A 25,772-nucleotide genomic window follows, 5' to 3' on the forward strand; every position below is an offset into this window, starting at 1 on the left:
AGAAAAATCGCTTGAATTTTTCTGCTCACTCATGCTTGGCGTTGGTGACTGAAACCCAACATCTAGTGGTTTGCTGTGCTGGGGATACAAGATAATGCGGTACAGGGGTCTTTGCAAGGCGATCGCCTGTGGATAACTTGTGCGTACTTTGTGAGTGAATAGTGGGTAATCGCTGTAGGCCTAGTGCCAAGTGGTGTGCACTATTTTTCTCTCGATCGCTGCCCCCAGGCAGATTTTTTCGGGCGCGAACCCTACCACAAAAAACGGTTCAGTCGAGTGGGGCAGGTGTATGGCTCTAGAGGTGTATGTGCTATGAGATCTACAGTCATACCCTCAGCCCTAGCGATCCCCCCAAAAAAAAGACAAAAAACGCCATGGACCAACCCAGCAACCGCATCCTCATTGTCGAAGACGACCAGCGCCTGGCCGAACTCACTGCCGAATACTTGCAGGCCAACGGCTACGAGGTCGCCGTGGAGGGCGATGGCGCCCGCGCCGCTCGCCGCATTGTCGACAGTCAGCCGGACCTGGTGATCCTCGACCTGATGCTCCCCGGCGAAGACGGCCTGAGCATCTGCCGCCGCGTGCGTGGCCAGTACCCCGGCCCGATTCTGATGCTGACGGCCCGTAGCGACGAGCTCGATCAGGTCCAGGGCCTGGACCTGGGGGCCGACGACTATGTGTGCAAGCCGGTGCGGCCGCGCTTGCTGCTGGCGCGGATCCAGGCCCTGCTGCGGCGCAGCGAAGGCCCCGACAACAAACGCCACGACCTGGCCTTTGGCCCGCTACGCATTGACAACCGCCTGCGTGAAGCCTGGCTCGACGCGCAGCAGATCGACCTCACCGGCGCTGAATTCGACCTGCTCTGGCTGCTGGCCAGCAACGCCGGGCGGGTGCTGACGCGCGAACAGATCTTCACCGCCTTGCGCGGGGTCGGCTACGACGGCCAGGACCGCTCGATCGACGTGCGCATTTCCAGGATTCGCCCGAAGATCGGCGACGACCCGATCCACCCGCGGCTGATCAAGACGCTGCGCAGCAAGGGTTACCTGTTCGTCGGCGATGCCCCATGAACCGTTCGATCTTCCTGCGCATCTACGGCGGCATGCTCGCAGTGCTGGTGCTGGTGGCACTGCTCGGCGTGCTCAGCCTGCACCTGGTCAACGAAGTGCGCGCGGCCCAGCACCGTGAGCGCTTGGCCCAGGGCACGTTCAGCCTGATGGCCGGCAACCTGGCGCAGCAGAATGAAACCGAGCGCAAGCGCTCGCTGCTGATGTGGGGGCGCTTGCTGGGCGTGCCGCTTGAACTGCAGCCGATGTCGGCGCGCACACTGGATGGCGGCCAGCGCGCCCGCCTGTACCGTGGCCTGGTGGTGGTGGAGAAGACCGGGCCGCACGCCGCCCAGGTGCTGCGCAAGGTCGGCCAGGAGGACTTGTTGCTGGTGGCCCAGGTCAAGCAGGTCAGCGAGCAGTTGGCGCGTGCCACGCTTTACCTGCTGGCCGATGAGCTGGTGCGCTACCCGGTGACCGAGCAGCAACAGCGCCTGGCAGAAATCACCCAGAGCAAGGGCTTCGGCTTCGGCGTCGCCCTGCAACGCATCGAGCGGGTCGGCCTGGACGATGACCAGCGGCGTCGGGTGGAGGAGGGTGACACGGTGATGGCGCTGGGCCGCGATGGCGATTCCATCCGCGTGTTCGCAGGCCTGCCGGGCTCTCCACTGGTGCTGGAGATCGGCCCGTTGTATCAGCTCAACCCCTATCCGCCACAGTTGCTGATCCTGATCGCCTTCCTTGGCCTGTGCCTGATCGGCCTGGTGGTGTACCTGCTGGTGCGCCAGCTGGAACGGCGCGTGTCGGGCATGGAGATCGCCGCCACGCGCATCGCCCAGGGCAGCCTGGACACCCGCGTGCCGGCCGGTGATGCCGATTCGGTGGGGCGCCTGGCCGCTGCGTTCAATGGCATGGCCGAGCACCTGCAGCGTTCGCTGAACATGCAGCGCGAGCTGGTGCGCGCGGTGTCCCACGAACTGCGCACGCCGGTGGCACGCTTGCGCTTTGGCCTGGAGATGATCGAAAGCGCGACCACCGAGCAGGCCCGCGCCAAGCACCTGGCCGGCATGGATGGCGATATCCAGGACCTGGACAAGCTGGTCGACGAGATGCTGACCTACGCACGCCTGGAACAGGGCGCCCCGGCGCTGAAGTTCCAGCGTGTCGAGCTGGATGCCCTGTTCGATCGGGTGATCGCAGAGCTGGCGCCGCTCAACAGCAAGGTGCACTTGCTGCGTGGGGCGTGCCAGGCCAGCGACGGCTGCTGGGTCGAGGCCGAGCCGCGTTACCTGCATCGTGCGCTGCAGAACCTGGTGAGCAATGCCCTGCGCCATGCTGGCAGTGAAGTACGCCTGAGCTATCAGCTGGGCCAGCAGCGCTGCCGCATCGATGTGGAAGACGATGGCCCGGGCATCCCCGAGGGTTTCTGGGATCGCATCTTCACCCCCTTCACCCGGCTCGACGACAGCCGCACCCGCGCTTCTGGTGGGCACGGCCTGGGCCTGTCGATCGTGCGGCGGATCATCTACTGGCATGCCGGCCGCGCCACGGTAGGGCGCAGCGAGGCGCTGGGCGGGGCCTGCTTCAGCCTCAACTGGCCGCGTGAGCAGGCGCCGCAGTAGGGCTCAGACGCTGATCAGGCTGAGCAGGTGGCCATCCTGCAGGCAGAGCTGGCCTTCGACTTCGGTGCCGTGTCGCCATTCGGGTGACAGGTCAGTGAGCAGGCGCAGGCGCGCCAGGCCATCGCCGGACCATTCCAGCACCTCGGCGTGCTCGAAATAGAAGCGCTGCCGGGTCAGTGGGTAGAGCGCCTTGAACAGGCTTTCCTTGAGCGAGAAGGTCAGGGTGACCGTGAGGCCCAGCTGGCTGCGGTCCAGGCGCTCGCGTTCGGCAGGCGTCAGGATCTCGCCCATCAGCCGCTCGGCGCGCTCATCATCCAGCAGCGCTTCCTGGTCCAGGCCCAGGCTGCGGCAGGCGCCATCGGCAGCGACGACGGCGGCGGCCCAGCCTTTGCCATGGGTGATCGAGCCGTGGATACCCGCGGGCCAGATTGGCGAGCGGTCCTCATGGGTGCCAGGGACGTAGTCGCGGCCATCCAGGTGCAGCAGCGCGGCACGGGCGCAAACACGGCCGGCCAGGTACTCGGCCTGGCGCTTGGCCACCGAGCGTTGCAGGCTGGCGCTGGGCACGATGCCGGCGCGCTGGAAGTCATCGGTGGCCAGGTGGGCGGGATCGAAGGCGCAACTGACCAGCACCGCGCCGGGCAGCGGGCGGGGCAGGGGCCAGTGGTGCTGGAGCGGGGCGCAGCAGGCGGGGAGTGTGTTCATGACCGGTATTGTGCCAGCCGTGAGTCTCATGTGGGAGATGGGGCCGCACAGCGGCCCCGGCGATCTCTACTCGAACACCTTTTTGAAGAACGCCTGCATGTCCGCCCAGGAGCTCTTGTCCGCCGCCTCGTTGTAGCCAATGTCAGGCCCGCCATGATCGCCATGGCTCAGGCGGTCGGCGTCCGGGTTGGTGAAGCCGTGCTTGGCTCCGGGAATGCTGACGAACTGGTAGTTGACCTTGGCCGCGTCCATCTCCGCCTTGAATGCCCTGACCTGTTCCGGGGTCACCATGCTATCTGCGGCACCGTGCTCGACCAGCACATAGGCCTTCACCTTGCCGGGCTCGGCCGGTGTCTGCGTGGCCAGTGCGCCGTGGAAGCTCACCACCGCATCCAGCTTGTTCACACCGCGCCGCGCGGCATCCAGCACTACCTTTCCGCCGAAGCAGTAACCGACGGCACCCAAGCTGCTCTTGTCGGTGTAGGGCTGCTGTTGCAACAGTTCGAATCCAGCGTCGAAGCGTTTGGCTGCGGCCTTCGGGTCTTTCATCGCGGCGGCCATGAACGCCTGGGCATCTTGTGGGTGCTCTGTGTGCTTGCCGTCGCCGTACATGTCGATGGCCAGCGCGCTGTAGCCCAGGGCGGCGAGGTCGCGGGCGCGGCGTTTGGCGTAGTCGTTCAGCCCCCACCATTCATGCACCACGACAATGCCGGGGCGCTTGCCCTTTAGTGCATCGTCATAGGCGTAATACCCGATCAGGCGTTTGCCGTCCGCGTCCTGGTAGGGGATTTCGCGGGTCACGACCGCCGCTTGGGCGAGGGCGGCGCTGCACATCAGGGTCAGGGCCAGCAGGGCACGCATGTTCACTACTCCTTGTTTTGCCAACAGATCGTTCAGCCGCGGTTCAGCCAGGGTTCAGCCGCGGTTCAGGGCACCCTGCTTACTCTAGCTTCCAGACCGCAACAACGCATTCAACTGGAGTAAGAAGCCATGAAAACCTTCAATACCCTGCTCGCTGCCATGGCCGTTTGTGCCGCTGGCATGACCTCCGCCCAGGCCGCCGACGACAACTTCGCCAGCCTGACCTATGGCCAGACCAGCGACAAGGTGCGCAAGTCCGGCCTGCTGCAGAGCAATACCGACCATCTGAACGCCGATGGCATCATCGGCAAGGACGATACCTGGGGCGTGCGCCTGGGCAAGATCAATGATCAGGGTCGCTACTACATGACCTACGACAACGTGTCAGGCGACCACAGCGGCCTCAAGCTGCGTCAGGAAAACCTGCTGGGCAGTTACGACCTGTTCCTCCCGGTGGGGGATACCACCAAGCTGTTCGGCGGTGGCAGCCTGGGCATGACCAAGCTGACCCAGGATTCGCCGGGGGCCAGCCGTGATACCGACTACGGTTATGCCTACGGCTTGCAGGCCGGCGTGATCCAGGACATCACCGACCAGGCTTCGGTCGAGCTGGGCTACCGTTACCTGCGTACCAATGCTGCGACGGAAGTGGGCGCCAGTGGTGGGCCGAAGGAAGGCACCCTGCGCCTGACCAGTAGTGCCCAGACCTACCTGGCTGCAAGCTACAAGTTCTGACCGGCAAGCCGGGTTATCCTGTACCGGCCCTTTCGCGGGACAAGCCCGCTCCTACAGGGTTTGCACAGCCTTCGAACCTGTGCAAACCCTGTAGGAGCGGGCTTGTCCCGCGAAAGGGCCGGTGCAGGCAAACATGAATAGGAGCTTTACATGAAACTGCTGGTGGTAGAGGACGAAGCCCTTTTGAGGCACCACCTCCACACACGCCTGGGTGAAAGCGGCCACGTCGTCGAAGCCGTGGCCAATGCCGAAGAAGCCCTGTACCAGGCCGAACACTTCCATTTTGACCTGGCCATCGTCGACCTTGGCCTGCCCGGCATCAGCGGTCTCGAGCTGATCGGCCGCCTGCGCAGCCAGGGCAAGACCTTTCCCATCCTCATTCTCACCGCCCGTGGCAACTGGCAGGACAAGGTCGAAGGCCTGGCCGCCGGCGCCGACGACTATCTGGTCAAGCCGTTCCAGTTCGAGGAACTCGAAGCGCGCCTGAACGCCTTGCTGCGTCGTTCCAGCGGTTTCACCCAGTCGACCATCGCCGCTGGCCCCCTGGTGCTGGACCTCAATCGCAAGCAGGCAACCCTGGATGAACAGCCGCTGGCACTGACGGCCTACGAGTACCGCATCCTTGAGTACCTCATGCGTCATCACCAGCAAGTGGTGGCCAAGGACCGCCTGATGGAGCAGCTCTATCCCGGCGACGAGGAACGCGACCCCAACGTCATCGAGGTGCTGGTTGGCCGTCTGCGCCGCAAGCTCGAGGGCGAGAGCGGTTTCAAGCCGATCGACACGGTGCGCGGCCTCGGCTACCTGTTCACCGAGCGCTGCAGATGATCCGCTCGCTGCGGGTGCGGCTGATGCTCGCGGCGGCAGTGCTGGCGCTGCTGTTCATGCTGGGGCTGTTGCCGGCCCTGCAGAAGGCCTTCAGCCTGGCCCTGCAGGAATCGATCGAGCAGCGCCTGGCCTCGGACGTGACCACACTGATTTCTGCCGCGCGCATCGAGCACGGCCGGCTGCAGATGCCCAACCTGCTGCCGGACGAGCGTTACAACCTGCCGTACACCGGCCTGCTGGGTTATATCTTCGACCGCGACGGCAACCTGGTCTGGCGCTCACGTGCCACCGCCGACCGGCACATCAATTACCGCCCACGCTACGACGGGCGAGGCAATGAGTTCGCTCGCATTCACCAGGACGACGGCGAAGAGTTCTTCGTCTACGACGTCGAGATCAAACTGCTCGGCGGCCAGAGCGCGGCCTACAGTATCGTGGCGCTGCAGCCAGTGAGCGAGTACAAGGCCACGCTAAGTGGCCTGCGCGAAAAACTCTACCTGGGTTTTGGCGCGGCCCTGCTGGCCTTGCTGGTGCTGCTCTGGGCCGGCCTGACCTGGGGGCTGCGCTCATTACGTCGGTTGAGCATCGAGCTGGATGAGGTGGAGTCTGGCGCACGCGACGGCCTCAGCGGCGAGCACCCACGCGAACTGCTGCGCCTGACTCGCTCGCTGAACCGGCTGCTGAGCAGTGAACGGCAACAGCGCACGCGCTATCGCGATTCGCTGGGCGATCTGGCGCACAGCCTGAAGACGCCCCTGGCGGTGTTGCAGGGCGTGGGCGAAAGCATGCACCAACGTGCAGGCGAACGTGAACAGGCACAGGTGCTGCAGAGCCAGATCGAGCGCATGAGCCAGCAGATCGATTACCAGCTGCAGCGTGCCAGCCTGCGCAAGAGCGGCCTGGTGCGCCACAGCGTGCTGCTGCTGCCGGTGCTGGAGAGTTTGTGCAGCACTTTGGCCAAGGTCTATCGAGACAAGCGGGTCGAGGTCGAGCTGGATGTGCCTGCGCAGTCGCATGTGCCGATGGAGCAGGGCGCGTTGCTGGAACTGCTGGGCAATCTGCTGGAGAATGCCTACCGGCTGAGCCTGGGGCACGTGCGGGTGAGCCTGCAGGAGGCGCGCGGCACGCTGACACTGTGCATCGAGGACGACGGCCCCGGGGTGCCGGCCGACCAGCGTGAACGGATTCTCGAGCGCGGTGAACGGCTGGACCGGCAGCATCCGGGGCAGGGCATTGGCCTGGCGGTGGTCAAGGATATCGTCGACAGCTATGACGCCGAGCTGACCTTGGATGAATCCGCGCTGGGCGGGGCCGCCTTCTGCATCACCTTGCACCTCGATTGATCTGCTGCCCGGGCGGAATCCCGCCACATCCCCTGTACATTTCCCGCCACCGGGCGGAAATCCGCCACCTTTCCTCGGGCAATTCGCCCCGTCGTTGGGCATTTACGCCTAGCAAACACTGCCTTTGCACCCTTGCTGGGCACTTTGGCATCGCCCTTGCTATTCCACTTGGCAGAGGCCTGCCCAGGCAGCTCGAACACAACGACAAATCCCTCCGGGTGCAGGAGGGTTAGCGATTCAGGTGCTTGCACACCCTGGGAAGGGTGAAGCCAGCACACTTGAGGAAAAATGAGCCATGACGACACGTCAGCCGCTGTACAAATCCCTGTATGTCCAGGTGTTGGTCGCCATCACCATCGGCATCCTGCTCGGCCACTTCTACCCCGAGACCGGCGTCGCCCTCAAACCCTTGGGTGATGGTTTCGTCAAACTGATCAAGATGGTCATCGCGCCCATCATCTTCTGTACCGTGGTCAGCGGCATCGCCGGCATGCAGAGCATGAAGTCGGTCGGCAAGACCGGCGGCTACGCGCTGCTGTACTTTGAAATCGTCTCCACCATCGCCCTGATCATCGGCCTCGTTGTCGTCAACGTGGTTCAGCCGGGCGCAGGCATGCACATCGACGTCAGCACCCTGAACGCCAGCAGCGTGGCCGCCTACGCCGCCGCCGGCGCGCAGCAGACCACCGTCGGCTTCCTGCTCAACATCATCCCCAACACCGTGGTGGGTGCCTTCGCCAACGGCGACATCCTGCAAGTGCTGATGTTCTCGGTGATCTTCGGCTTCGCCCTGCACCGCCTGGGCAGCTACGGCAAGCCGGTGCTGGACCTGATCGATCGCTTCGCCCATGTCATGTTCAACATCATCAACATGATCATGAAGCTGGCCCCGGTCGGTGCCTTCGGCGCCATGGCCTTCACCATCGGCCAGTACGGCGTGGGTTCGCTGGTGCAGCTGGGCTACCTGATGGCCTGCTTCTACATCACCTGCCTGCTGTTCGTGCTGGTGGTGCTGGGCGGTATCTGCCGCGCCCACGGCTTCAGTGTCCTCAAGCTGATCCGCTACATCCGTGAAGAGCTGATGATCGTGCTGGGCACTTCCTCTTCGGAATCGGCCCTGCCACGCATGCTGGCCAAGATGGAGCGCCTGGGGGCCAAGAAGTCGGTCGTCGGCCTGGTGATCCCGACCGGCTACTCGTTCAACCTTGACGGTACCTCGATCTACCTGACCATGGCTGCGGTGTTCATCGCCCAGGCCACCGACACCCACATGGACATCACCCACCAGATCACCCTGCTGCTGGTGCTGCTGGTCGCGTCCAAAGGTGCTGCCGGCGTGACCGGTTCGGGCTTCATCGTGCTGGCTGCCACCCTGTCGGCCGTCGGCCACCTGCCGGTTGCCGGCCTGGCGCTGATCCTCGGCATCGACCGCTTCATGTCCGAAGCCCGCGCACTGACCAACCTGGTCGGCAACGCCGTGGCCACCGTGGTCGTGGCCAAGTGGGTGAAAGAGATGGACGACGACAAGCTGGCCTCCGAGCTGGCTTCCGGTGGCGCGCCGCTGGAGTTGTCGGTACCTACCGATGACCTGGGCGTTGCAGAAACCCCGGTGCGTTGATCCCGACGCGGTAAAAAAGAAGGCGACCCTCGGGTCGCCTTTCTTGTGCCTGCCTATTCGACGCGGGTTTCGCCGCTGTATACCAATATCCCCCGGCAGCGTCGGCACAGATAGCGCCGCCCCTGGCGCACCAGCTTGTGCCGCTGCGCGGTAAACGGGAAATCACCCTCCGGGCATGGGCAGCGGTAGATGTAACGGGTCACCACCCGCCGCTGCACTGCATAGTTGTGGCAGCGATTTGGCGGCAGCTCATACACCCCGCGCATGATCAGCTGCCACTCCTCACCATGGGCCTGGATGCGGTCACCAAACAGTTGGTGGGCCACCAGGTGCGCCACTTCATGGGCCACGGTCTGGCGCAGGAAGTCGTCCTGGTTCTCGCGATACAGCTGCAGGTTGAAGCGCAGCAGGTTCTCGTGCAGATGGGCGACGCCGGCCTTCTGGCCGCGCAGCTTGAAGCTGACTTCCGGGCGCGGGAAGGGGCGTTTGAAGAAGGCTTCGGCTTGCTGGTAACAGGTTTCGACGCGTTGTTTGAGCAGCTCGGGCATGGCGGGGTGGTTCTCCTGACCGGGCATTATGCCGGATGCCTGTCGCGGTTGCCGAGCCGCCGGTCAGCAGGCAGGCATGATGACAAAGACAAAGGCCGCCTTGCGGCGGCCTCTGGCTTGATGCCCTATGTTGGCTTGGATCTGATCTAGTTGGTGTACACGGGCCCCACGCCCAAACCCCAGATGATCACGGTGGCAGCCATGATCGCCACCAGCACCACGAGGCCTACTGCCAGCACGGAGCTGGAGAACAGGAAGCCTTCATCTGACGGTATGTTCATGAACGTCGGCAAGCCGACATACAGCAGGTACACGGTGTAGCAAATGGCAGCGGTCCCCACCAGCATGCCCAGCCACAGGTGCGGATAGAGCGCCGCCAGGCCACCGAGGAACAGCGGGGTGGCGGTGTAGGTGGCAAAGGCGATGCATTGCGCCATGGACGGGTTGGCGTCGTAGGTGCGGGCCATCCAGTGAATGAATGCTCCCATCACTGCGACACCGGCGAGCATTGCCAGGTAGGACATGATGCTCATCCAGACCGCGCTTTCCATGGTCAGCATCACCGCCGGCCTGCCACCGATCACCCAGCCCACCTGGGTGGTGCCGATAAAGGCCGAAATGGCGGGAATCGCCGCCAGAATGAGTGTATGTGTCAGGTACATGTGGCTGATGCTTTCTTCTTCGCCACGAATCTCCCGCCATTCCTGATCGGGATGGGTAAACAGCCCCACAACGTGATGAATCATGCCGGTCACTCCTCTCATTGTTGCCAACCGCCCCCCAGATGGAGCGCAAGCGGCCCGAGGCCAGGACACCGAAGCAAAGCGGTAATGTGGCCTTATGTCGCAGTATAGGAAGCCAATCCCGGCACAAACCCCGGTTTTTAGAGCAAATTGCGCTGTCAGGGCCGATGTTGATTCCCTTGAAGTCTTTATCGGAATCCCTACAGGTGCGCGTGGTTTGTGCGTAAAATAGTCGGCTTTTGTCACACCTCGCGGATCCAAGCGCTATGGGCACCCTCTCGGTCAACCAGAACAAACTGCAAAAACGCCTGCGTCGTCTCGCTGGCGAAGCCATCACCGACTACAACATGATCGAAGATGGCGACAAGGTCATGGTCTGCCTGTCTGGCGGCAAGGACAGCTACACCATGCTCGACGTTCTGTTGCACCTGCAGAAGGTGGCACCGATCAAGTTCGAGATCGTCGCGGTGAACATGGACCAGAAGCAGCCAGGCTTCCCCGAACATGTGCTGCCGGCCTACCTCAAGGAGCTGGGCGTCGAGTACCACATCGTCGAGAAGGACACCTACTCGGTGGTCAAGGAGCTGGTGCCCGAGGGCAAGACCACCTGCTCGCTGTGCTCACGCCTGCGCCGTGGCACCCTGTACACCTTCGCCGATGAAATCGGTGCGACCAAGATGGCCCTGGGGCACCACCGCGACGACATCGTCGAAACCTTCTTCCTCAACATGTTCTTCAACGGCGCGCTCAAGGGCATGCCGCCGAAGCTGCGCGCCGACGACGGCCGCAACGTGGTGATCCGCCCGCTGGCCTACTGCAGCGAAAAGGACATCCAGGCCTATTCGGACATGAAGGAATTCCCGATCATCCCGTGCAACCTCTGCGGTTCGCAGGAGAACCTGCAGCGCCAGGTGGTCAAGGACATGCTGGTGGAGTGGGAGCGCAAGCACCCGGGCCGCACCGAGAGCATCTTCCGCGCCATGCAGAACGTGGCCCCGTCGCAGCTGGCCGACCGCAACCTGTTCGACTTCACCAGCCTGAAGATCGACGAGAACGCCACCCCGCGTTTCCTCGACGTGGTGAACATCTGAGGCCATGCGCGATTACCAGTGGCTGCACGCATACTGCCTGAACCGCTTTGGCTCGGCCGAGGCGCTGGAGGCCTTCCTGCCGCAGCCGCGCACGCCGGTGCAGCTGCGCGCAATCGCTGACGACCGCTACCTGTCGACCCTGGCCCTGCGCGTGTTCCGCGCCGGGCTCAAGCACAGCCTGGTGGATGCCAAGTGGCCAGCGTTCGAGCAGGTGTTCTTCGGCTTCGACCCGGAAAAGGTGGTGCTGATGGGCGCGGAGCACCTGGAACGGTTGATGCACGACGAGCGCATCATCCGCCATCTGGGCAAGCTCAAGAGCGTGCCGCGCAATGCGCAGATGATTCTCGACGTGGCTAAGGAGAAGGGCAGCTTCGGCGCGTTCATTGCCGACTGGCCGGAGACCGACATCGTCGGGTTGTGGAAGTACCTGGCCAAGCACGGCAACCAGCTGGGAGGGTTGTCGGCGCCGCGCTTCCTGCGCATGGTTGGCAAGGACACGTTCATCCCCACTGAAGACATGGCGGCGGCGTTGATCGCGCAGAAGGTGATCGACAAGCAGCCGACCAGCCAGCGCGACCTGGCCCTGGTACAGCAAGCGTTCAATCAATGGCACCAAGAGAGCGGGCGACCGCTGTGCCAGTTGTCGGTGATGCTGGCGCATACCGTCAATCATTGAAATTTTGGGGCCGCAAAGCGGCCCCCGAACTCAATTGCCTTCGCCCGCCATACGCCGTTCGAGCTGGAATTTCCAGCGCACATACAGCAGCCCGGCAATGAACAGCCCCAGGCTCACCAGCACTTCCACCCAGCCAAACACTGCACGCGCCGGGTCGAACGCCGCCAGCACGCCCTTGATGAAATAGATATTCACCACGAAGCAGGTCCAGGCATGCGCCCGGGCACTGCCCATCAACATGCCCGGCAGCAACAGCAGCAGTGGCACCAGTTCGATCGCCAGGATCACTTCAACCCGCGCCCCGTGCAGGTTGGCGAACCACAGGTTGTTCACCACCAGCAGCGCGATCAGGCCAAAGAAGAACGCCAGGCTCAACGCCCGCGTCAGGCGCAGCCGTGGTGCCAGCCATTCGACTGGCGGCAACACCTTGGGCTTTTTAGCCACGCGCGGCCTCCAGGGCCTTGGCGGTGGTCGCCAGGCGTTGGCCAAGGGCGCGGCACAAAGCGATCTCGTGTTGGTCCAGCTCACGCTTACCATCGGCACCGGCATGGTGGCTGGCGCCGTATGGGGTACCGCCACCACGGGTCTCCAGCAGTGCCGATTCACTGTAAGGCAGGCCCATTACCAGCATGCCGTGGTGCATCAGCGGCAGCATCATCGACAGCAGGGTGGTTTCCTGGCCGCCGTGCAGGCTGGCGGTGGAAGTGAACACGCCAGCCGGTTTACCGACCAGTTCGCCACCCAGCCACAAGCTGCTGGTGCCATCGAGGAAGTACTTCAGCGGTGCGGCCATGTTGCCAAAGCGGGTCGGGCTGCCCAGCACCAGGCCAGCGCAGTGGCGCAGGTCGTCGAGGGTGGCGTACAGCGCGCCGCTCGCCGGAATGTCCGGCGCCACCGCTTCGCACTCGGTGGAAATCGCCGGTACCGTGCGCAGGCGCGCTTCCATGCCGGCCAGCTCGATGCCGCGGGCGATGTGCCGGGCCATCTCGCTGGTCGAGCCGTGGCGGCTGTAATACAGCACCAGGATGTAGGGCGCGCTCACGGCAGGATCTCCAGCAGCTTCTCTGGCGGGCGGCCGATGACGGCTTTGTCACCGGCGATCAGGATCGGCCGTTCGATCAGCTTGGGGTGCTGGACCATGGCGTCGATCAGCTGCGCGTCGGTCAGTGCCGGGTTTGCCAGGTCAAGGGACTTGTATTCGTCTTCACCGGTGCGCAGCAGCTGGCGCGGGGCGATACCCAGCTTGCCGAGCAGGGCCTTGAGAGTGGCGGCGTCGGGCGGGGTTTCCAGGTAGCGCACGATGGTCGGTGCCAGGCCGCGTTGTTCAAGCAGTTCCAGCGCGCCGCGGGATTTCGAGCAGCGCGGGTTATGATAGAGCGTCAAGTCAGTCATGTCGGGTCGCATCCAGCTGGGTGTGGCGGCTATTCTAACCGCAGCGACTGACCAATTTGCTTGAAACTTCGAGAAGGATTGACCCATGGCAAGGCGTCTGGCAGCAGTACTGGCCATCACCGCGAGCCTGTTGCTCGGTGGTTGCGGTGCCGATTACGGCGTGGACCAAGATGGTAAGACGGTAAAGGCGGAACAGATCGACGGGCACTGGGTAGTGCTCAATTACTGGGCCGAATGGTGTGGCCCGTGCCGTACCGAGGTGCCTGAACTGAACCAGGCGGCCAAGCAATGGGCGGCCGATGGCATCAAGGTGGTCGGGGTGAACTTCGATGGCCTGCAGGGCCCGGAACTCAAGCAGGCAGCGGAGGCCTTGGGCATCGGCTTCACCGTGCTGGCGCAGGACCCGGCCGAGCGTTATGACCTGCCACGCAGCGAGGCGCTGCCGGTGACCTACATCATCGATGACAAGGGCAAGGTGCGTGAGCAACTGCTGGGCGAGCAGACCCTGGAGGGGCTGCAGACCAAGATCAAGGCGCTTAAAGGCGCCTGATGCAATTGGGGCCGCACTGCGGCCCCAAACATTCTCAGCCCTCTTCAGGCCAGAAGCGCAGTGGTTTGCCTTCGGCCGGCCAGAAGCGCATCTGCTCGACGGGCGACACATCCCAGCGCTGCACGGTCTCAAGCGCCTGCAGGAAGCGCTTTTCCTGCTCCATCAACGCCGGGGCACACAGTTTGCGGGTCTTGCCGACCTTGCCGAAGCTCAGGTGCTCACCGTCCAGCGTATACGGCGCAAACCAGTGGTTGCAGCCGGCATTGCCGTAGGCGCGGCCATCGCTGGCCAGGGTCAGGGTCAGGTGGCTGTAGTCGATCAGCGGACGCTCGCCGATCCACTCCAGTACGTAGCTGCGTTCCTGCTGCAGCTTCGACGGTTCGGCAGCACAGCCGAGCAGGCCGGTGGCAATCACCACACCGGTCAGCAGATTCTTCACTCGGCGCTCTCCTGGCAACGCGGGCACAGGTGCTTGTCGCCACGGCTGGCCCAGCCCAGTTCAGCGATACGGGCGCTGGCGGCCGGCTGACGGGCTACCTTGCCAAGTTTGGCGTCGACGGCGAACTCGAAGTCCAACACCGCGTCGCAGCTGTCGCACTCGACCTTCCAGGTAAGAATCTCCAGCTCGTTGAACACCGGGCCGCTGGCCACGGCCACCCACTGGCCGCGTGGGTTGATCAGGTGGCGCACGCTCTCCACGATCAGGCGCATGGCCAGGTCCTTGCTGCCCTTGAGGGTCACGATCAGGACGTCGCCTTTGTGCATCGAACCACCGTTGCCGGTCACCTGGTAACGGCCCGGAACCAGGGCGCGGCACTCGATCAAGGTGTGTTGCGGGTTGAAAAGGGTGTAGCGGAAATCGTGCTCGACCATGGGTCCTCCAGAAATGCCGCGTATCCTAGCATCAACCGGAGACCAGATTCTGCGGATTACCCGCCGCCCAGCGGATGATGTTGTCCAGGGTGGTGGTGGCAATGGCGTCCAGTGCTTCGCGGGTCAGGAATGCCTGGTGCGCGGTGATGATCACGTTGGGGAAGGTCAGCAACCGCGCCAGCACATCATCCTGCAGCGGCAGGTCGGAACGGTCCTCGAAAAAGAGCTGGGCTTCCTCTTCATACACGTCCAGGCCCAGGTAGCCGAGCTGGCCGCTTTTCAGGGCATCGATCAGCGCCGGCGTGTCGACCAGCGCGCCGCGGCCGGTGTTGATCAGCATGGCGCCTGGCTGCAACTGGTTCAGGCTTTGCGCATTGATCAGGTGCCGGGAGTGCTCGGTCAGCGGGCAGTGCAGGCTGATGATTCGCGCCTCGCGCAGCAGATCGGGCAGGTCCAGGTAGCGGGCCCCCAGGGCCAGAAGTTCCGGGTTGGGGTAGGGGTCATACGCCAGCAACTGGCAGCCGAAGCCGGCCATGATACGGGCGAAGGCAGCGCCAATCTGGCCAGTGCCGACCACGCCGACGGTCTTGCCATGCAGGTCGAAGCCGGTCAGCCCGTGGAGGGTGAAGTCACCTTCGCGGGTGCGGTTGTAGGCCCGGTGCAGGCGGCGGTTGAGCGCAAGGATCAGGGCCACGGCGTGCTCGGCCACGGCATGCGGCGAATAGGCCGGCACGCGCACTACCGCGAGGCCAAGGTGCTGAGCGGCTGCCAGGTCGACATGGTTGTACCCGGCCGAGCGCAGGGCGATCAGCCGCGTGCCGCCAGCGGCCAGGCGCTGCAGCACCTGGGCGTCGAGCTCGTCGTTGATGAAGGCGCAGACGACCTCGTGGCCCTGGGCCAGGGTGGCGGTGTCGAGGGTAAGGCGGGTGGGCTGGAAGTGCAGGTCAAGGACGCTGCCTTGGGCGGCCTGGGTGAAGCTTTCCTGGTCGTAGTGCTGGCTGCTGAACAACAGAACGCGCATCGTTAGAGTCCTTTGCAGTGCATGTCTTGGGTTGTGTGGTGCCATTGAGACCGAGCGCCGCCCGCGCGGCGCATCGCGAGCTTTGCTCGCTCCTACGTTTGTTTCGGGCTATTTATTCCTGTGGGATTTGCGCGCGAACGTCTTGGCACCTGTCTCGATATCGCGTGGTACAAACAAGGCGGTCGCGCGCGCCTATCCCAGGCGTTACTGGCCAAAAACAAACGTAGGAGCGAGCGCAGCTCGCGATGCGCCGCGCGGGCGGCGCTCGATCTCACAGGCGCCGAAAATATCCAGTCAAGCACTCAGGCGCGCCTGCGCCGCCAAGCGGTTGATCGCCGCATCCAATTCATCCAGCGCCTGCGTTGCCTGCGGGTTTTCCTGCTTGAGCAAGGTCTCGCTGCGCTGGCAGGCCGCGCGCAGCTGGGGTACGCCGCAATAACGCGAGGCACCGTTGAGCCGGTGCACCTGTTCGATCAGCGTCGCTTGGTCATCCGCTTCGCGCGCAGCGCGAATCGCCTGGCGGTCGCTTTCCAGCGACGCCAGCAGCATGGCCAGCATGTCGGCAGCGAGGTCCGGCTTGCCCGCCGCCAGGCGCAAGCCTTCGTCCGGGTCCAGCACCGGCAGCTCATGACTATTGCCATGCGGCCCAATGGCATGCTCCTGTGGCGACGCGCCCAAGCTCAGCCCGGTCCACTTCATGACCACCTGGGCCAACTGTCGCTCGCTGATCGGCTTGGTCAGGTAATCGTCCATGCCGCTGTGCAACAAGGCGCGTTTTTCGTTGGCCATGGCATGGGCAGTCAGGGCGACGATCGGCAACGGGTTGCCGCTCTGGGTCTTTTCCCACAGGCGGATCTGCTCGGTGCAGGCCCGTCCGTCCATGCCGGGCATCTGCACGTCCATCAGCACAAGGTCGAAAGGCTCGGCCTGTACCGCGTGCACGGCGGCATGGCCATTGTCGACAGCCAGCACTTCGGCGCCCAGGTCTTCGAGCAGCGTCTGCACCAGCAGCAGGTTGGCGGCGTTGTCGTCGACGCACAGGATCTTCGCCCGGCGTTGGCTGCTGCTGGGCAGTGCCGGTTCGGCCAGCGGCCGGCGCGGTTGCACCAGCTCCAGCAACAGGCGGCGCAACTTGCGCGTGCAGGTCGGTTTGGACAGCAACTGACCATGACCGTTAGGCAGGAAGGGGTGGTACAGCGCCTGCTCGGTGGTCGGGCACAGCACCACGCACTGGCAGTGCAACCGTTCCAGCTGCTGGTTGTACTGACCGAGTTGCTCCGGCGAAAGCGTGCCGAGGTTGGCGCCGAGTACCGCGAACTCGAATGGCAAACCGGCCTGGAAGCCCGCCTGCACACCCTGCAGCAGCTGGTCGTAGGAGGCGAACAGGCTGACACTCAGGCCGCAGTCCTCGAGCTGGTGCTCCAGGGCCTGGCGCGCCAGCTCATGGCTGTCGACAATGGCCGCTCTGCGCCCCAGCAACGGTTGCAGCGGTTGTTCCTCGATGTCGTCGTGGGCCTTGGGCAGGCTCAAGCTGATCCAGAATTGCGAGCCTTCGCCCGGCGTGCTGTCGACGCCGATCTCACCGCCCATCTGCTCGATCAGGCGCTTGGAAATCACCAGCCCCAGGCCGGTACCTCCGGGCTGGCGGGCCAGCGAGTTGTCGGCCTGGCTGAACGCCTGGAACAGCGTGCGCACATCCTGTGGCGACAGGCCGATGCCGGTGTCCTGCACGCTGATGCGCAACTGGGCGCTGTCATCCTGTTCGTCCTCGAGCATGGCCCGGACGACGATGGTGCCTTCGCGGGTGAACTTGATCGCATTGCTCACCAGGTTGGTGAGGATCTGTTTCAGCCGCAACGGGTCGCCGATCAGCGACGTCGGCGTGTCGCGGTAGATCAGGCTCAGCAGTTCGAGCTGTTTGGCGTGGGCGGCGGGGGCGAGGATGGTCAAGGTGTCCTGGACCAGGTCGCGCAAGTTGAACGGAATACTGTCGAGCACCAGCTTGCCGGCCTCGATCTTGGAGAAGTCGAGGATCTCGTTGATGATCCCCAACAGGTTGTCGGCGGACTTTTCGATGGTGCTCAGGTAATCCAGCTGCCGCGGGGTCATCTCGCTCTTCTGCAACAGGTGGGTGAAGCCGAGGATGCCATTGAGCGGCGTGCGGATCTCGTGGCTCATGTTGGCGAGGAATTCCGACTTGATGCGGCTGGCCTCCAGGGCCTCCTTGCGCGCCATGTCCAGCTCGATGTTCTGGATCTCGATGGTTTCCAGGTTCTGGCGCACATCTTCGGTGGCTTGGTCGATGCTGTGCTGCAGCTCCTCGTGGGCGCCGTGCAGGGTTTCGGCCATGCGGTTGATGCCGCGGGCCAATTCGTCCAGTTCATGGCTGCCCATGGCCGGGAGGCGTTCCTCGAGGTGGCCGTCCTTGAGCTGATTGACCGCGTGCTTGATGCGTGCAATCGGGTCATTGATGGTGCGGCTCATGCGTATTGCCAGCAGGCCACTGAGGGCCAGGCAGGCGAGGATCAGCAGCACGCTGGTGAACAGGTTGCGGTAGCCGCGCAACAACGTGCCGTCGTGGGACAGCTCGATCTCGACCCAGCCCAGCAGGCGCTCGGCTTCGGCCGGTACGGCATCGGTGGCCAGGTCGCGGTGGTGGCCGAACACCGGCATCAGGTAACGGGTGGCGTCGTTGCCGGTGCGCTGCAGCAACTGGGTGCCGGTGCCGCCGCTGGGGGCCTGGTTGATCATGCTTGGCCCGGCATGGGCCAGGCGGCTGCGGTCGGGGGCGAGGAACGCCACGGCGCGCACGTCGGCCTGCTCCAGGGTCTGCGCGGCGATGCGCTCCAGCTGGGCGGGTGCCTGCCGTGCCAGGGCCGGTGCGGCCAGCGGTGCCAGCTGCTCGGCGAGCATCTTGCCGCGCTGCAGCAACTGGGTGCGCAACTGGTCTTGTTGCAGCCAGGTGAAATAGCTGCCCAGCACCAGTGCCATCAGGCTGGCCGGCAGCAGTGCCAGCAGCAGCACCCGGCTTCTGATTCCCAAACGATCGAGCACACTCGCCTCCTGTGATGTGCCTGGACGCCGTCGTCACTGCGACGGAACAAAGCGGAAAGTTACTCCGCTGGCTGCGCTAATGCACTCATTGAATGTCATTTCGTAGCCTGGCCAAGGCGTTGGTCGCAGGGCGGTTGCCTGGAAGGAGAGCATGCACAATAATTGCGTAACTGAGAATGGATGGCAGTTGCCAATGAATCCTGTAGCTAATTACACCTCCCGCATCCTGGCGATCGAGGACGATCCGGTCCTGGGGGCGTACCTGCATGAAGAGCTGCAGCGGGGCGGCTTCCAGGTCACCTGGTGCCGTAATGGCCTGGATGGCCTGGAGGCGGCCGGTCGGCAAAGCTTCGACGTGGTGCTGATGGACATCCTGCTGCCTGGCCTCAATGGCCTGGATGCCCTGGCCCGGTTGCGCCAGCATAGCGCCACGCCGGTGATCCTGATGTCGGCGCTGGGCGCCGAGGCCGACCGTATCAGCGGCTTCCAGCGTGGTGCCGACGATTACCTGCCCAAGCCTTTCAGCATGGCCGAGCTGCAGGTGCGGATCGAGGCGATCCTGCGCCGGGTCGCCCTTGAGCGGCGTCATCAGCCGCCGCTGGAGGCCGCCGAAGATGCGTTGCATTTCGACGAAGGCCTGTGTGACGTCAGCCTGGGCGGCCAGCTAGCCGGCATGACCCCCAGCGAATATCGGCTGTTCGACGTTCTCTACCGCAATGTCGATGAAGTGCTGAGCAAGCCCTTCCTTTATCAGCAGGTGTTGCAGCGCGGCTACTCGCGGCATGACCGCAGCCTGGACATGCACATCAGCCAGATCCGCCGCAAACTCAAGAGTATCGGCTACCACGAGCGGCAGGTCCGTACCGTGTGGGGCAAAGGCTACGTGCTCAGCGTTGGCGAAGCGGAGTAGGCCATGCTCGATCGCCATTCGCTGTTCTGGAAGCTGGCCATCCTGCTGGTGGGCTTCTGCCTGTTGATGATCGGCCTCAGCTACACCTGGGGCCGCCACATGGAAACCCAGAACGCCTTTCTCGACGAGCCGGCCCGCAAGGTGCTGCGCGACTATGCCAGCGAGGCGGAAACGGCCTGGCGTGGCGGTGGACGGGAGGGGCTGGACCGCTGGGTGGCGGCGATGCAGCAGCGCGAACGCGGCTGGGTCGGTGTGCTCGACCTCAACCTGCGGCCTCTCGACAGTGCCATTCTCGGCCCCGAGATCATGCAGCGGCTCACCCGCCTGCGTGGCGTCGACTGGCCCATGAGCCGGCGCAGCGTCGACCAGCCGTGGCTGCGCATTCCGTTCCCCGGTGCACCGCAGCAGGGCATGCTGGTGATCGAGCTGCCACAACGGCTCAACCCGGGCCACTACCGGCTGGCCTGGCAAATCGTCACCAACGGCATCATCCCCGGCCTGTTTACCTTGCTGCTGTGTGTCGGCCTGTACCGCATGCTGATCGTCCCGCTCAACCAGTTGCGCGAGCAGGCCAATGCCTGGCGTGCCGACCAGCTTTCTGCCCGCCTGGATTCACGGACCACGGCCCGCCACGACGAGCTGGGCGAACTGGCCCGAGCTTTCGATCAGATGGCCGAGCGCCTGCAAGGTACCGTGGTGATGCAGCAGCAGCTGCTGCGCGACCTGTCCCATGAAATGCGCACGCCGCTCAGCCGTCTGCGCGTGGCCTGTGACGGCGAGACCGACCTTGCGCGCCTGCGAGAACGCCTGGGGCGTGAGGTGGACTGCATGCAGCAGCTGGTCGAGAACACGTTGCAACTGGCTTGGCAGGATGCCGAGCGTACGCCGATGAACCTTGAACCAATCCAGGTCCAGGCACTGTGGGACCTGCTGGCCGAGGACGCCAGCTATGAGAGCGGCTGGTCGGCCGAGCGGTTGCGCTGCGAGCTGCCGGGCAATTGCTGGGTGGAGGGTAACCTCAACCACCTGGCCCAGGCCGTGGAGAACATGCTGCGCAATGCCATCCGTCATTCGCCGGAAAACGGCCTGGTACGGCTGGGTGGGCAACGCGAGGGCGGGTATTGGCGTTTGTGGCTAGAAGACGAGGGCGGGGGTGTGGCCGATGAAGACCTGGAGCGGATCTTTGCACCGTTCTCCCGGCTAGATGGTTCACGACCGGGTGATGGCGGATTTGGTCTGGGGCTGAGCATTGCCCGCAGTGCCATCCAGCGCCAAGGCGGGACCTTGTGGGCGGAGAATGGCAAGCGCGGGCTGCGGCTGTGCATGAGATTGCCGATGCATGTGCCGGCCTCTTCGCGGGACAAGCCCGCTCCTACAGGGGCAACGATAAGTTGCTCGTAGCTTGCGGCTTATAGCTTGTAGCTATAGCGACCACAGATTGCGTGATATGGCCGGGAAGGGTTTGCCGGTATGATAGGCACCCCTGCCGTCCGGATTGTGAAATACGCCATGACCTTGCAGTACCCAACCATCGCCGATTGCGTCGGCAATACGCCCCTGGTTCGCCTGCAGCGCATCGCTGGCGAAACCAGCAATACCCTCCTGCTCAAGCTCGAAGGTAACAATCCAGCCGGCTCGGTGAAGGACCGCCCGGCACTGTCCATGATCACCCGCGCCGAATTGCGCGGCCAGATCAAGCCAGGCGACACCCTGATCGAAGCCACCTCCGGCAATACCGGCATCGCCCTGGCGATGGCGGCGGCGATCAAGGGTTACAAGATGATCCTGATCATGCCCGACAACTCCACCGCCGAACGCAAGGCAGCCATGACTGCCTATGGCGCCGAGCTGATCCTGGTGACCAAGGAAGAGGGCATGGAAGGCGCCCGCGACCTCGCCGAGAAGTTGCAGGCCGAAGGCCGCGGCCTGGTCCTCGACCAGTTCGCCAACGGCGACAACCCGATTGCCCACTACTCCAGTACCGGCCCGGAAATCTGGCAGCAGACCCAGGGCACGATTACCCATTTCGTCAGTTCCATGGGTACCACCGGTACCATCATGGGCTGCTCGCAGTACCTCAAGGAACAGAACCCCAACGTGCAGATCGTCGGCCTGCAACCGATGGAGGGCTCGGCCATTCCGGGGATCCGCCGCTGGCCCGAGGAGTACCTGCCAAAGATTTTCGATGCCACCCGCGTCGACCGCGTGATGGACATGTCCCAGCAGGAGGCCGAGGACACCACTCGCCGCCTCGCGCGCGAAGAGGGCATTTTCTGTGGCGTGTCTTCTGGTGGTGCGGTGGCAGCCATGCTGCGCCTGTCCCGCGAAGTGGAAAACGCCGTGATGGTCGCGATCATCTGTGACCGCGGCGACCGTTATCTGTCCACCGGCCTGTTTGATCCGAGCTAAATGTCCAAGAAAAAGAGCAACAGCGGCCTGCGCTTCCAGCCGGCCGGCGGCAACCGCACGCCCCAGGTCCCCGTGGGCAAGAAGCAGCGCCTGGATATCGAGCGCCTGGCCGGTGACGGCCGTGGTATCGCCTTCCTGGAGGGGCGCACCTGGTTCGTCAGTGGCGCCCTTGCCGGTGAAGCGGTCGAGGCACGGGTGCTCAATGCTCGCGGCAAGGTCGTCGAGGCACGCCTGGAGCGTGTGCTGCAAGCCAGCCCCGAACGCCGACAGGCACCGTGCCGCCACTACGAGCGTTGCGGTGGCTGCAACCTGCAGCACCTGCCTCACGACGCCCAGCTGGCGCTCAAGCAGCGCACCCTGGCCGAACAGCTGCAACGGGTTGCCGGCGTGCAGCCCGAAGAATGGGCCGCACCCCTGAGCGGGCCAGAATTCGGCTACCGGCGCCGGGCGCGGGTGGCCGTGCGCTGGGATGTGAAGGCAAAGCACCTGGATGTCGGCTTCCGCGCCGAAGCTAGCCAGGAAATTGTCTCCATCGATGACTGCGCCGTGCTGGTACAGCCTTTGCAATCTATTCTTCGCCACTTGCCGACCGTGCTGCGCTCGCTGGGCAAGCCGCAGGCGATCGGCCATGTGGAGCTGTTCAGTGGCACCGCCGAAGCCGTGCTGGTGCGCCATGTGGCGCCGCTGCCGGCGGATGACCTGGCACGCTTGCAGGCATTCTGTGACGAGGCCAAGGCGCAGCTCTGGCTGCAGGGCGAGGGTGAGCCGGCACCGGTGGACGCCGAGGCGAAACTGGGCTTTGCCCTGGCCCCCTGGCAACTGGAACTGGCCTGGCGCCCGGGCGATTTCGTTCAGGTCAACGCCCAGGTCAACACGGCAATGATCGAGCAGGCCCTGGCCTGGCTCGCACCGCAGGCTGACGAGCGTGTGCTGGATCTGTTCTGCGGCCTGGGCAACTTCGCCTTGCCGCTGGCGCGTCAGGCACGTGAAGTGGTGGCGGTGGAAGGTGTACAGGCCATGGTCGATCGGGCCGCGGCCAATGCCCGGAATAACGACGTGCATAACGCCGCGTTTTTTCAGGCCGATTTATCGCAGCCTTTGGCAGGCGCCGGATGGGCCGCCGAGGGCTTTTCTGCGGTACTCTTGGATCCACCGCGCGACGGTGCATACGAGGTGGTGCAAGGCATCGCCCGCCTCAACGCCAAGCGCTTGGTGTATGTATCGTGCAATCCGGCCACGCTGGCGCGAGACGCCCAGGTGCTGGTCGGCCAGGGGTACCGGTTAAAAAGGGCCGGGATTCTCGACATGTTTCCTCAGACGGCGCATGTCGAAGCCATGGCGTTATTCGAAGCGGGCTAGCGAACTGGCCCCTTGGTGCGGCTTCCACGGAAGCGAAGCTGCACGGTGATAGCCAGCGCACCCGTGTGGTGCGCTGTATGGAAAGGTAAAACAAAGATGGTACAGGTGAGAGTGCACCAGCCGGTCAACACAGACGGCAGTATCAATCTCGAAGCATGGCTGGATCATGTGGTGAGCGTCGATTCGGCACTGGATCGCGTGGCGCTGAAAGAAGCCTGCGAGTTCACCCAGGAAATCGAAAAGAAGGGCAACCCGGCCAAGCATTCCTGGGCCGATGGTACGTCCAGTTATCAGGCCGGCCTGGAAATCGCTGAAATCCTCGCCGACCTCAAGCTCGACCAGGATTCGTTGGTCGCGGCGGTGATCTATCGCTCGGTACGTGAAGGCAAGGTGACCCTGGCCGAAGTCGGTCAGCGCTTTGGTCCGGTGGTGTCCAAGCTGATCGACGGCGTGCTGCGCATGGCCGCCATCAGCGCCAGCCTCAGCCCGCGCCAGTCGCTGGTGCTGGGTTCGCAGGCGCAGGTCGAGAACCTGCGCAAGATGCTCGTGGCCATGGTCGACGACGTGCGCGTGGCGCTGATCAAGCTTGCCGAGCGTACCTGCGCGATCCGGGCGGTGAAGTCCGCCGATGACGAAAAACGCCTGCGCGTGGCGCGCGAGGTGTTCGACATCTATGCGCCGCTGGCCCACCGATTGGGCATCGGCCATATCAAATGGGAGCTGGAAGACCTGTCCTTCCGCTACCTGGAGCCTGACCAGTACAAGCAGATCGCCAAGCTGCTGCACGAGCGCCGGCTGGACCGTGAGCGCTTCATCAGCGACGTGATGAACCAGCTGCAGAACGAATTGCTGGCCACCGGGGTCAAGGCCGACATCAGCGGCCGGGCTAAGCACATCTATTCGATCTGGCGCAAGATGCAGCGCAAAGGCCTGGAGTTCAGCCAGATCTACGACGTGCGTGCGGTGCGCGTGCTGGTGCCGGAGGTGCGTGACTGCTATACCGCGCTGGGCATCGTGCACACCCTGTGGCGGCACATCCCCAAGGAGTTCGACGACTACATCGCCAACCCCAAGGAAAACGGCTATCGCTCGCTGCACACTGCGGTGATCGGCCCCGAGGGCAAAGTGCTGGAAGTGCAGATCCGTACCCACGGCATGCACGAGGAAGCCGAACTTGGCGTCTGCGCCCACTGGCGCTACAAGGGCACCGACGTCAAGCCGAGCTCCAACCACTATGAAGAGAAGATCTCCTGGCTACGCCAGGTACTCGAATGGCATGAAGAGCTGGGCGACATCGGTGGCCTGGCCGAGCAGCTGCGGGTCGATATCGAACCGGACCGGGTCTACGTGTTCACCCCGGATGGCCACGCCATCGACCTGCCCAAGGGTGCCACGCCGCTGGACTTCGCCTACCGCGTGCACACCGAGATCGGCCACAACTGCCGTGGTGCCAAGATCAACGGGCGCATCGTGCCGCTCAACTACAGCCTGCAGACCGGCGAGCAGGTGGAGATCATCACCAGCAAGCACGGCAACCCGAGCCGCGACTGGCTGAACTCCAACCTCGGCTACGTCACCACCTCGCGGGCCAGGGCCAAGATCGTCCACTGGTTCAAGCTGCAGGCGCGTGACCAGAACGTCGCTGCCGGCAAGACCTTGCTCGAACGCGAACTCAGCCGTCTGGGCCTGCCGCAGGTGGACTTCGAACGCCTGGCCGAGAAGACCAACGTCAAGACCGCCGAAGACATGTTCGCCTCGCTCGGTGCCGGTGACCTGCGCCTGGCGCACCTGGTCAACGCCGCCCAGCAGCTGCTCGAGCCCGAGCGCATAGAGCAGATCGAGCTGGTGCCGCGCAAGCCTACCGGCCCGCGTACCGGCAAGCGTGGCGACATCCAGATCCAGGGCGTCGGCAACCTGCTCACGCAGATGGCCGGCTGCTGCCAGCCGCTGCCGGGCGATGCGATTGTCGGCTACATCACCCAGGGCCGCGGCGTCAGCATCCACCGCCAGGACTGCGCTTCGGCGCTGCAGCTGGCCGGGCGCGAGCCGGAGCGGATGATCCAGGTAAGCTGGGGGCCGATCCCGGTGCAGACTTACCCGGTCGACATCGTCATCCGCGCCTACGACCGCCCAGGGTTGCTGCGCGACGTGTCGCAGGTGTTGCTCAACGAGAAGATCAACGTGCTGGCGGTCAACACCCGCTCGAACAAGGAAGACAACACCGCGCTGATGTCGCTGACCATCGAGATTCCGGGCCTGGATGCGCTGGGGCGCTTGCTGGGGCGGATTTCGCAGTTGCCAAACATCATCGAGACGCGGCGTAATCGTACCCCTTGAGACCGCGGCGCCTGCTTCGCGGGTAAACCCGCGAAGAAGGCACCACCG

At 64.1% G+C, this 25,772-nt stretch carries 25 protein-coding genes; 14 read left to right on the forward strand and 11 right to left on the reverse strand.

Features of this window, described 5'->3' with window-relative positions; all coding sequences use genetic code 11:
• The first annotated feature begins 374 nt into the window (after positions 1–374).
• Together C2H86_RS17965 and C2H86_RS17970 are read left to right on the forward strand one after the other, a co-directional pair.
• Positions 375–1,073: a response regulator transcription factor gene (locus C2H86_RS17965; RefSeq protein ID WP_103449483.1), complete on the forward strand. Its 699-nt coding sequence runs from the start codon at positions 375–377 to the stop codon at positions 1,071–1,073.
• The gene (locus tag C2H86_RS17970) at positions 1,070–2,671 is read left to right on the forward strand and encodes an ATP-binding protein (RefSeq protein ID WP_159409187.1); all 1,602 of its coding nucleotides are present in this window, start codon (positions 1,070–1,072) and stop codon (positions 2,669–2,671) included. The genes C2H86_RS17965 and C2H86_RS17970 overlap by 4 nt, the downstream gene beginning before the upstream one ends.
• A 3-nt stretch (positions 2,672–2,674) precedes the next feature.
• Here the strand turns inward: C2H86_RS17970 and C2H86_RS17975 are convergent, their stop codons facing one another.
• Both C2H86_RS17975 and C2H86_RS17980 read right to left on the reverse strand, forming a co-directional pair.
• Entirely contained in the window at positions 2,675–3,376 is a 702-nt protein-coding gene (locus C2H86_RS17975) for a 4'-phosphopantetheinyl transferase family protein (protein WP_159409188.1), read from the reverse strand.
• A gap of 66 nt (positions 3,377–3,442) precedes the next feature.
• Positions 3,443–4,237: a dienelactone hydrolase family protein gene (locus C2H86_RS17980; protein ID WP_159409189.1), complete on the reverse strand. Its 795-nt coding sequence runs from the start codon at positions 4,235–4,237 to the stop codon at positions 3,443–3,445.
• A gap of 129 nt (positions 4,238–4,366) precedes the next feature.
• Between C2H86_RS17980 and C2H86_RS17985 the strand changes: the two genes are divergently transcribed.
• From C2H86_RS17985 to C2H86_RS18000, 4 genes are all read left to right on the forward strand, one after another.
• Positions 4,367–4,972 (forward strand): outer membrane beta-barrel protein, encoded by a 606-nt coding sequence (locus C2H86_RS17985; protein WP_159409190.1) that lies wholly within the window; start codon positions 4,367–4,369, stop codon positions 4,970–4,972.
• 150 nt (positions 4,973–5,122) lie between these two features.
• Positions 5,123–5,800, forward strand: coding sequence for a response regulator (locus C2H86_RS17990; protein WP_103449488.1), 678 nt, complete (start codon positions 5,123–5,125; stop codon positions 5,798–5,800).
• Positions 5,797–7,143 carry an ATP-binding protein gene (locus C2H86_RS17995; RefSeq protein ID WP_159409191.1) on the forward strand — a complete coding sequence of 449 codons (1,347 nt, stop codon included), beginning with the start codon at positions 5,797–5,799 and terminating at the stop codon, positions 7,141–7,143. The genes C2H86_RS17990 and C2H86_RS17995 overlap by 4 nt, the downstream gene beginning before the upstream one ends.
• Positions 7,144–7,438: 295 nt before the next feature.
• The gene (locus C2H86_RS18000; protein WP_060509215.1) at positions 7,439–8,761 is read left to right on the forward strand and encodes a dicarboxylate/amino acid:cation symporter; all 1,323 of its coding nucleotides are present in this window, start codon (positions 7,439–7,441) and stop codon (positions 8,759–8,761) included.
• A gap of 53 nt (positions 8,762–8,814) precedes the next feature.
• Here C2H86_RS18000 and C2H86_RS18005 read toward each other — a convergent pair whose 3' ends face one another.
• On the reverse strand, positions 8,815–9,309 hold the full coding sequence (locus C2H86_RS18005; RefSeq protein ID WP_110638820.1) for a SprT family zinc-dependent metalloprotease: 495 nt from the start codon (positions 9,307–9,309) through the stop codon (positions 8,815–8,817).
• A gap of 146 nt (positions 9,310–9,455) precedes the next feature.
• A complete protein-coding gene (locus C2H86_RS18010; RefSeq protein ID WP_159409192.1) occupies positions 9,456–10,055 on the reverse strand; it encodes a Yip1 family protein in 600 nt (199 codons plus the stop codon).
• Between the two features lie 263 nt (positions 10,056–10,318).
• Between C2H86_RS18010 and ttcA the strand changes: the two genes are divergently transcribed.
• Together ttcA and C2H86_RS18020 are read left to right on the forward strand one after the other, a co-directional pair.
• Positions 10,319–11,143: a tRNA 2-thiocytidine(32) synthetase TtcA gene (gene ttcA, locus C2H86_RS18015; protein WP_027918067.1), complete on the forward strand. Its 825-nt coding sequence runs from the start codon at positions 10,319–10,321 to the stop codon at positions 11,141–11,143.
• 4 nt (positions 11,144–11,147) lie between these two features.
• Entirely contained in the window at positions 11,148–11,819 is a 672-nt protein-coding gene (locus tag C2H86_RS18020) for a DNA-3-methyladenine glycosylase I (RefSeq protein WP_159409193.1), read from the forward strand.
• 30 nt (positions 11,820–11,849) lie between these two features.
• On the opposite strand, the gene C2H86_RS18025 is transcribed toward C2H86_RS18020, so the two are convergent.
• The 3 genes from C2H86_RS18025 to arsC are packed head-to-tail and all read right to left on the reverse strand — an operon-like array spanning position 11,850 to position 13,211.
• On the reverse strand, positions 11,850–12,263 hold the full coding sequence (locus C2H86_RS18025; RefSeq protein WP_159409194.1) for a DUF2069 domain-containing protein: 414 nt from the start codon (positions 12,261–12,263) through the stop codon (positions 11,850–11,852).
• Entirely contained in the window at positions 12,256–12,861 is a 606-nt protein-coding gene (gene wrbA / locus C2H86_RS18030) for an NAD(P)H:quinone oxidoreductase (RefSeq protein ID WP_016501124.1), read from the reverse strand. Before wrbA ends, C2H86_RS18025 begins: the two co-directional genes overlap by 8 nt.
• Complete coding sequence (arsC, locus tag C2H86_RS18035) at positions 12,858–13,211, reverse strand: arsenate reductase (glutaredoxin) (RefSeq protein ID WP_159409195.1); 354 nt, start codon at positions 13,209–13,211, stop codon at positions 12,858–12,860. The genes wrbA and arsC overlap by 4 nt, the downstream gene beginning before the upstream one ends.
• 85 nt (positions 13,212–13,296) lie before the next feature.
• Between arsC and C2H86_RS18040 the strand changes: the two genes are divergently transcribed.
• Positions 13,297–13,761 (forward strand): TlpA disulfide reductase family protein, encoded by a 465-nt coding sequence (locus C2H86_RS18040; RefSeq protein ID WP_159409196.1) that lies wholly within the window; start codon positions 13,297–13,299, stop codon positions 13,759–13,761.
• Positions 13,762–13,795: 34 nt separating this feature from the next.
• Here the strand turns inward: C2H86_RS18040 and C2H86_RS18045 are convergent, their stop codons facing one another.
• The 4 genes from C2H86_RS18045 to C2H86_RS18060 all read right to left on the reverse strand — a co-directional run bounded on the left by C2H86_RS18045 (position 13,796) and on the right by C2H86_RS18060 (position 18,709).
• Positions 13,796–14,200, reverse strand: a complete 405-nt coding sequence (locus tag C2H86_RS18045) for an META domain-containing protein (RefSeq protein WP_159409197.1) — start codon at positions 14,198–14,200, stop codon at positions 13,796–13,798.
• Entirely contained in the window at positions 14,197–14,634 is a 438-nt protein-coding gene (locus tag C2H86_RS18050; RefSeq protein WP_159409198.1) for a hypothetical protein, read from the reverse strand. Before C2H86_RS18050 ends, C2H86_RS18045 begins: the two co-directional genes overlap by 4 nt.
• Before the next feature lie 31 nt (positions 14,635–14,665).
• Positions 14,666–15,655 carry a 2-hydroxyacid dehydrogenase gene (locus tag C2H86_RS18055; protein ID WP_159409199.1) on the reverse strand — a complete coding sequence of 330 codons (990 nt, stop codon included), beginning with the start codon at positions 15,653–15,655 and terminating at the stop codon, positions 14,666–14,668.
• Positions 15,656–15,949: 294 nt separating this feature from the next.
• A complete protein-coding gene (locus C2H86_RS18060) occupies positions 15,950–18,709 on the reverse strand; it encodes a response regulator (protein ID WP_159409200.1) in 2,760 nt (919 codons plus the stop codon).
• Between the two features lie 193 nt (positions 18,710–18,902).
• On the opposite strand from C2H86_RS18060, the gene C2H86_RS18065 reads away from it, so the two are divergent.
• The 5 genes from C2H86_RS18065 to relA all read left to right on the forward strand — a co-directional run bounded on the left by C2H86_RS18065 (position 18,903) and on the right by relA (position 25,724).
• Positions 18,903–19,619, forward strand: a complete 717-nt coding sequence (locus C2H86_RS18065; RefSeq protein ID WP_159409201.1) for a response regulator transcription factor — start codon at positions 18,903–18,905, stop codon at positions 19,617–19,619.
• A gap of 3 nt (positions 19,620–19,622) precedes the next feature.
• A complete protein-coding gene (locus tag C2H86_RS18070) occupies positions 19,623–21,020 on the forward strand; it encodes a sensor histidine kinase (RefSeq protein WP_159409202.1) in 1,398 nt (465 codons plus the stop codon).
• A gap of 108 nt (positions 21,021–21,128) precedes the next feature.
• The gene (gene cysM / locus C2H86_RS18075) at positions 21,129–22,028 is read left to right on the forward strand and encodes a cysteine synthase CysM (protein WP_085675334.1); all 900 of its coding nucleotides are present in this window, start codon (positions 21,129–21,131) and stop codon (positions 22,026–22,028) included.
• Positions 22,029–23,387 carry a 23S rRNA (uracil(1939)-C(5))-methyltransferase RlmD gene (gene rlmD / locus C2H86_RS18080; RefSeq protein WP_159409203.1) on the forward strand — a complete coding sequence of 453 codons (1,359 nt, stop codon included), beginning with the start codon at positions 22,029–22,031 and terminating at the stop codon, positions 23,385–23,387. It abuts the gene before it with no gap.
• Between the two features lie 96 nt (positions 23,388–23,483).
• On the forward strand, positions 23,484–25,724 hold the full coding sequence (relA, locus tag C2H86_RS18085) for a GTP diphosphokinase (RefSeq protein WP_079226867.1): 2,241 nt from the start codon (positions 23,484–23,486) through the stop codon (positions 25,722–25,724).
• Positions 25,725–25,772 lie beyond the last annotated feature (48 nt).

Origin of the sequence: Pseudomonas putida (assembly GCF_009883635.2) — a bacterium.
Classification (GTDB): Bacteria; Pseudomonadota; Gammaproteobacteria; order Pseudomonadales; family Pseudomonadaceae; genus Aquipseudomonas; species Aquipseudomonas putida_W.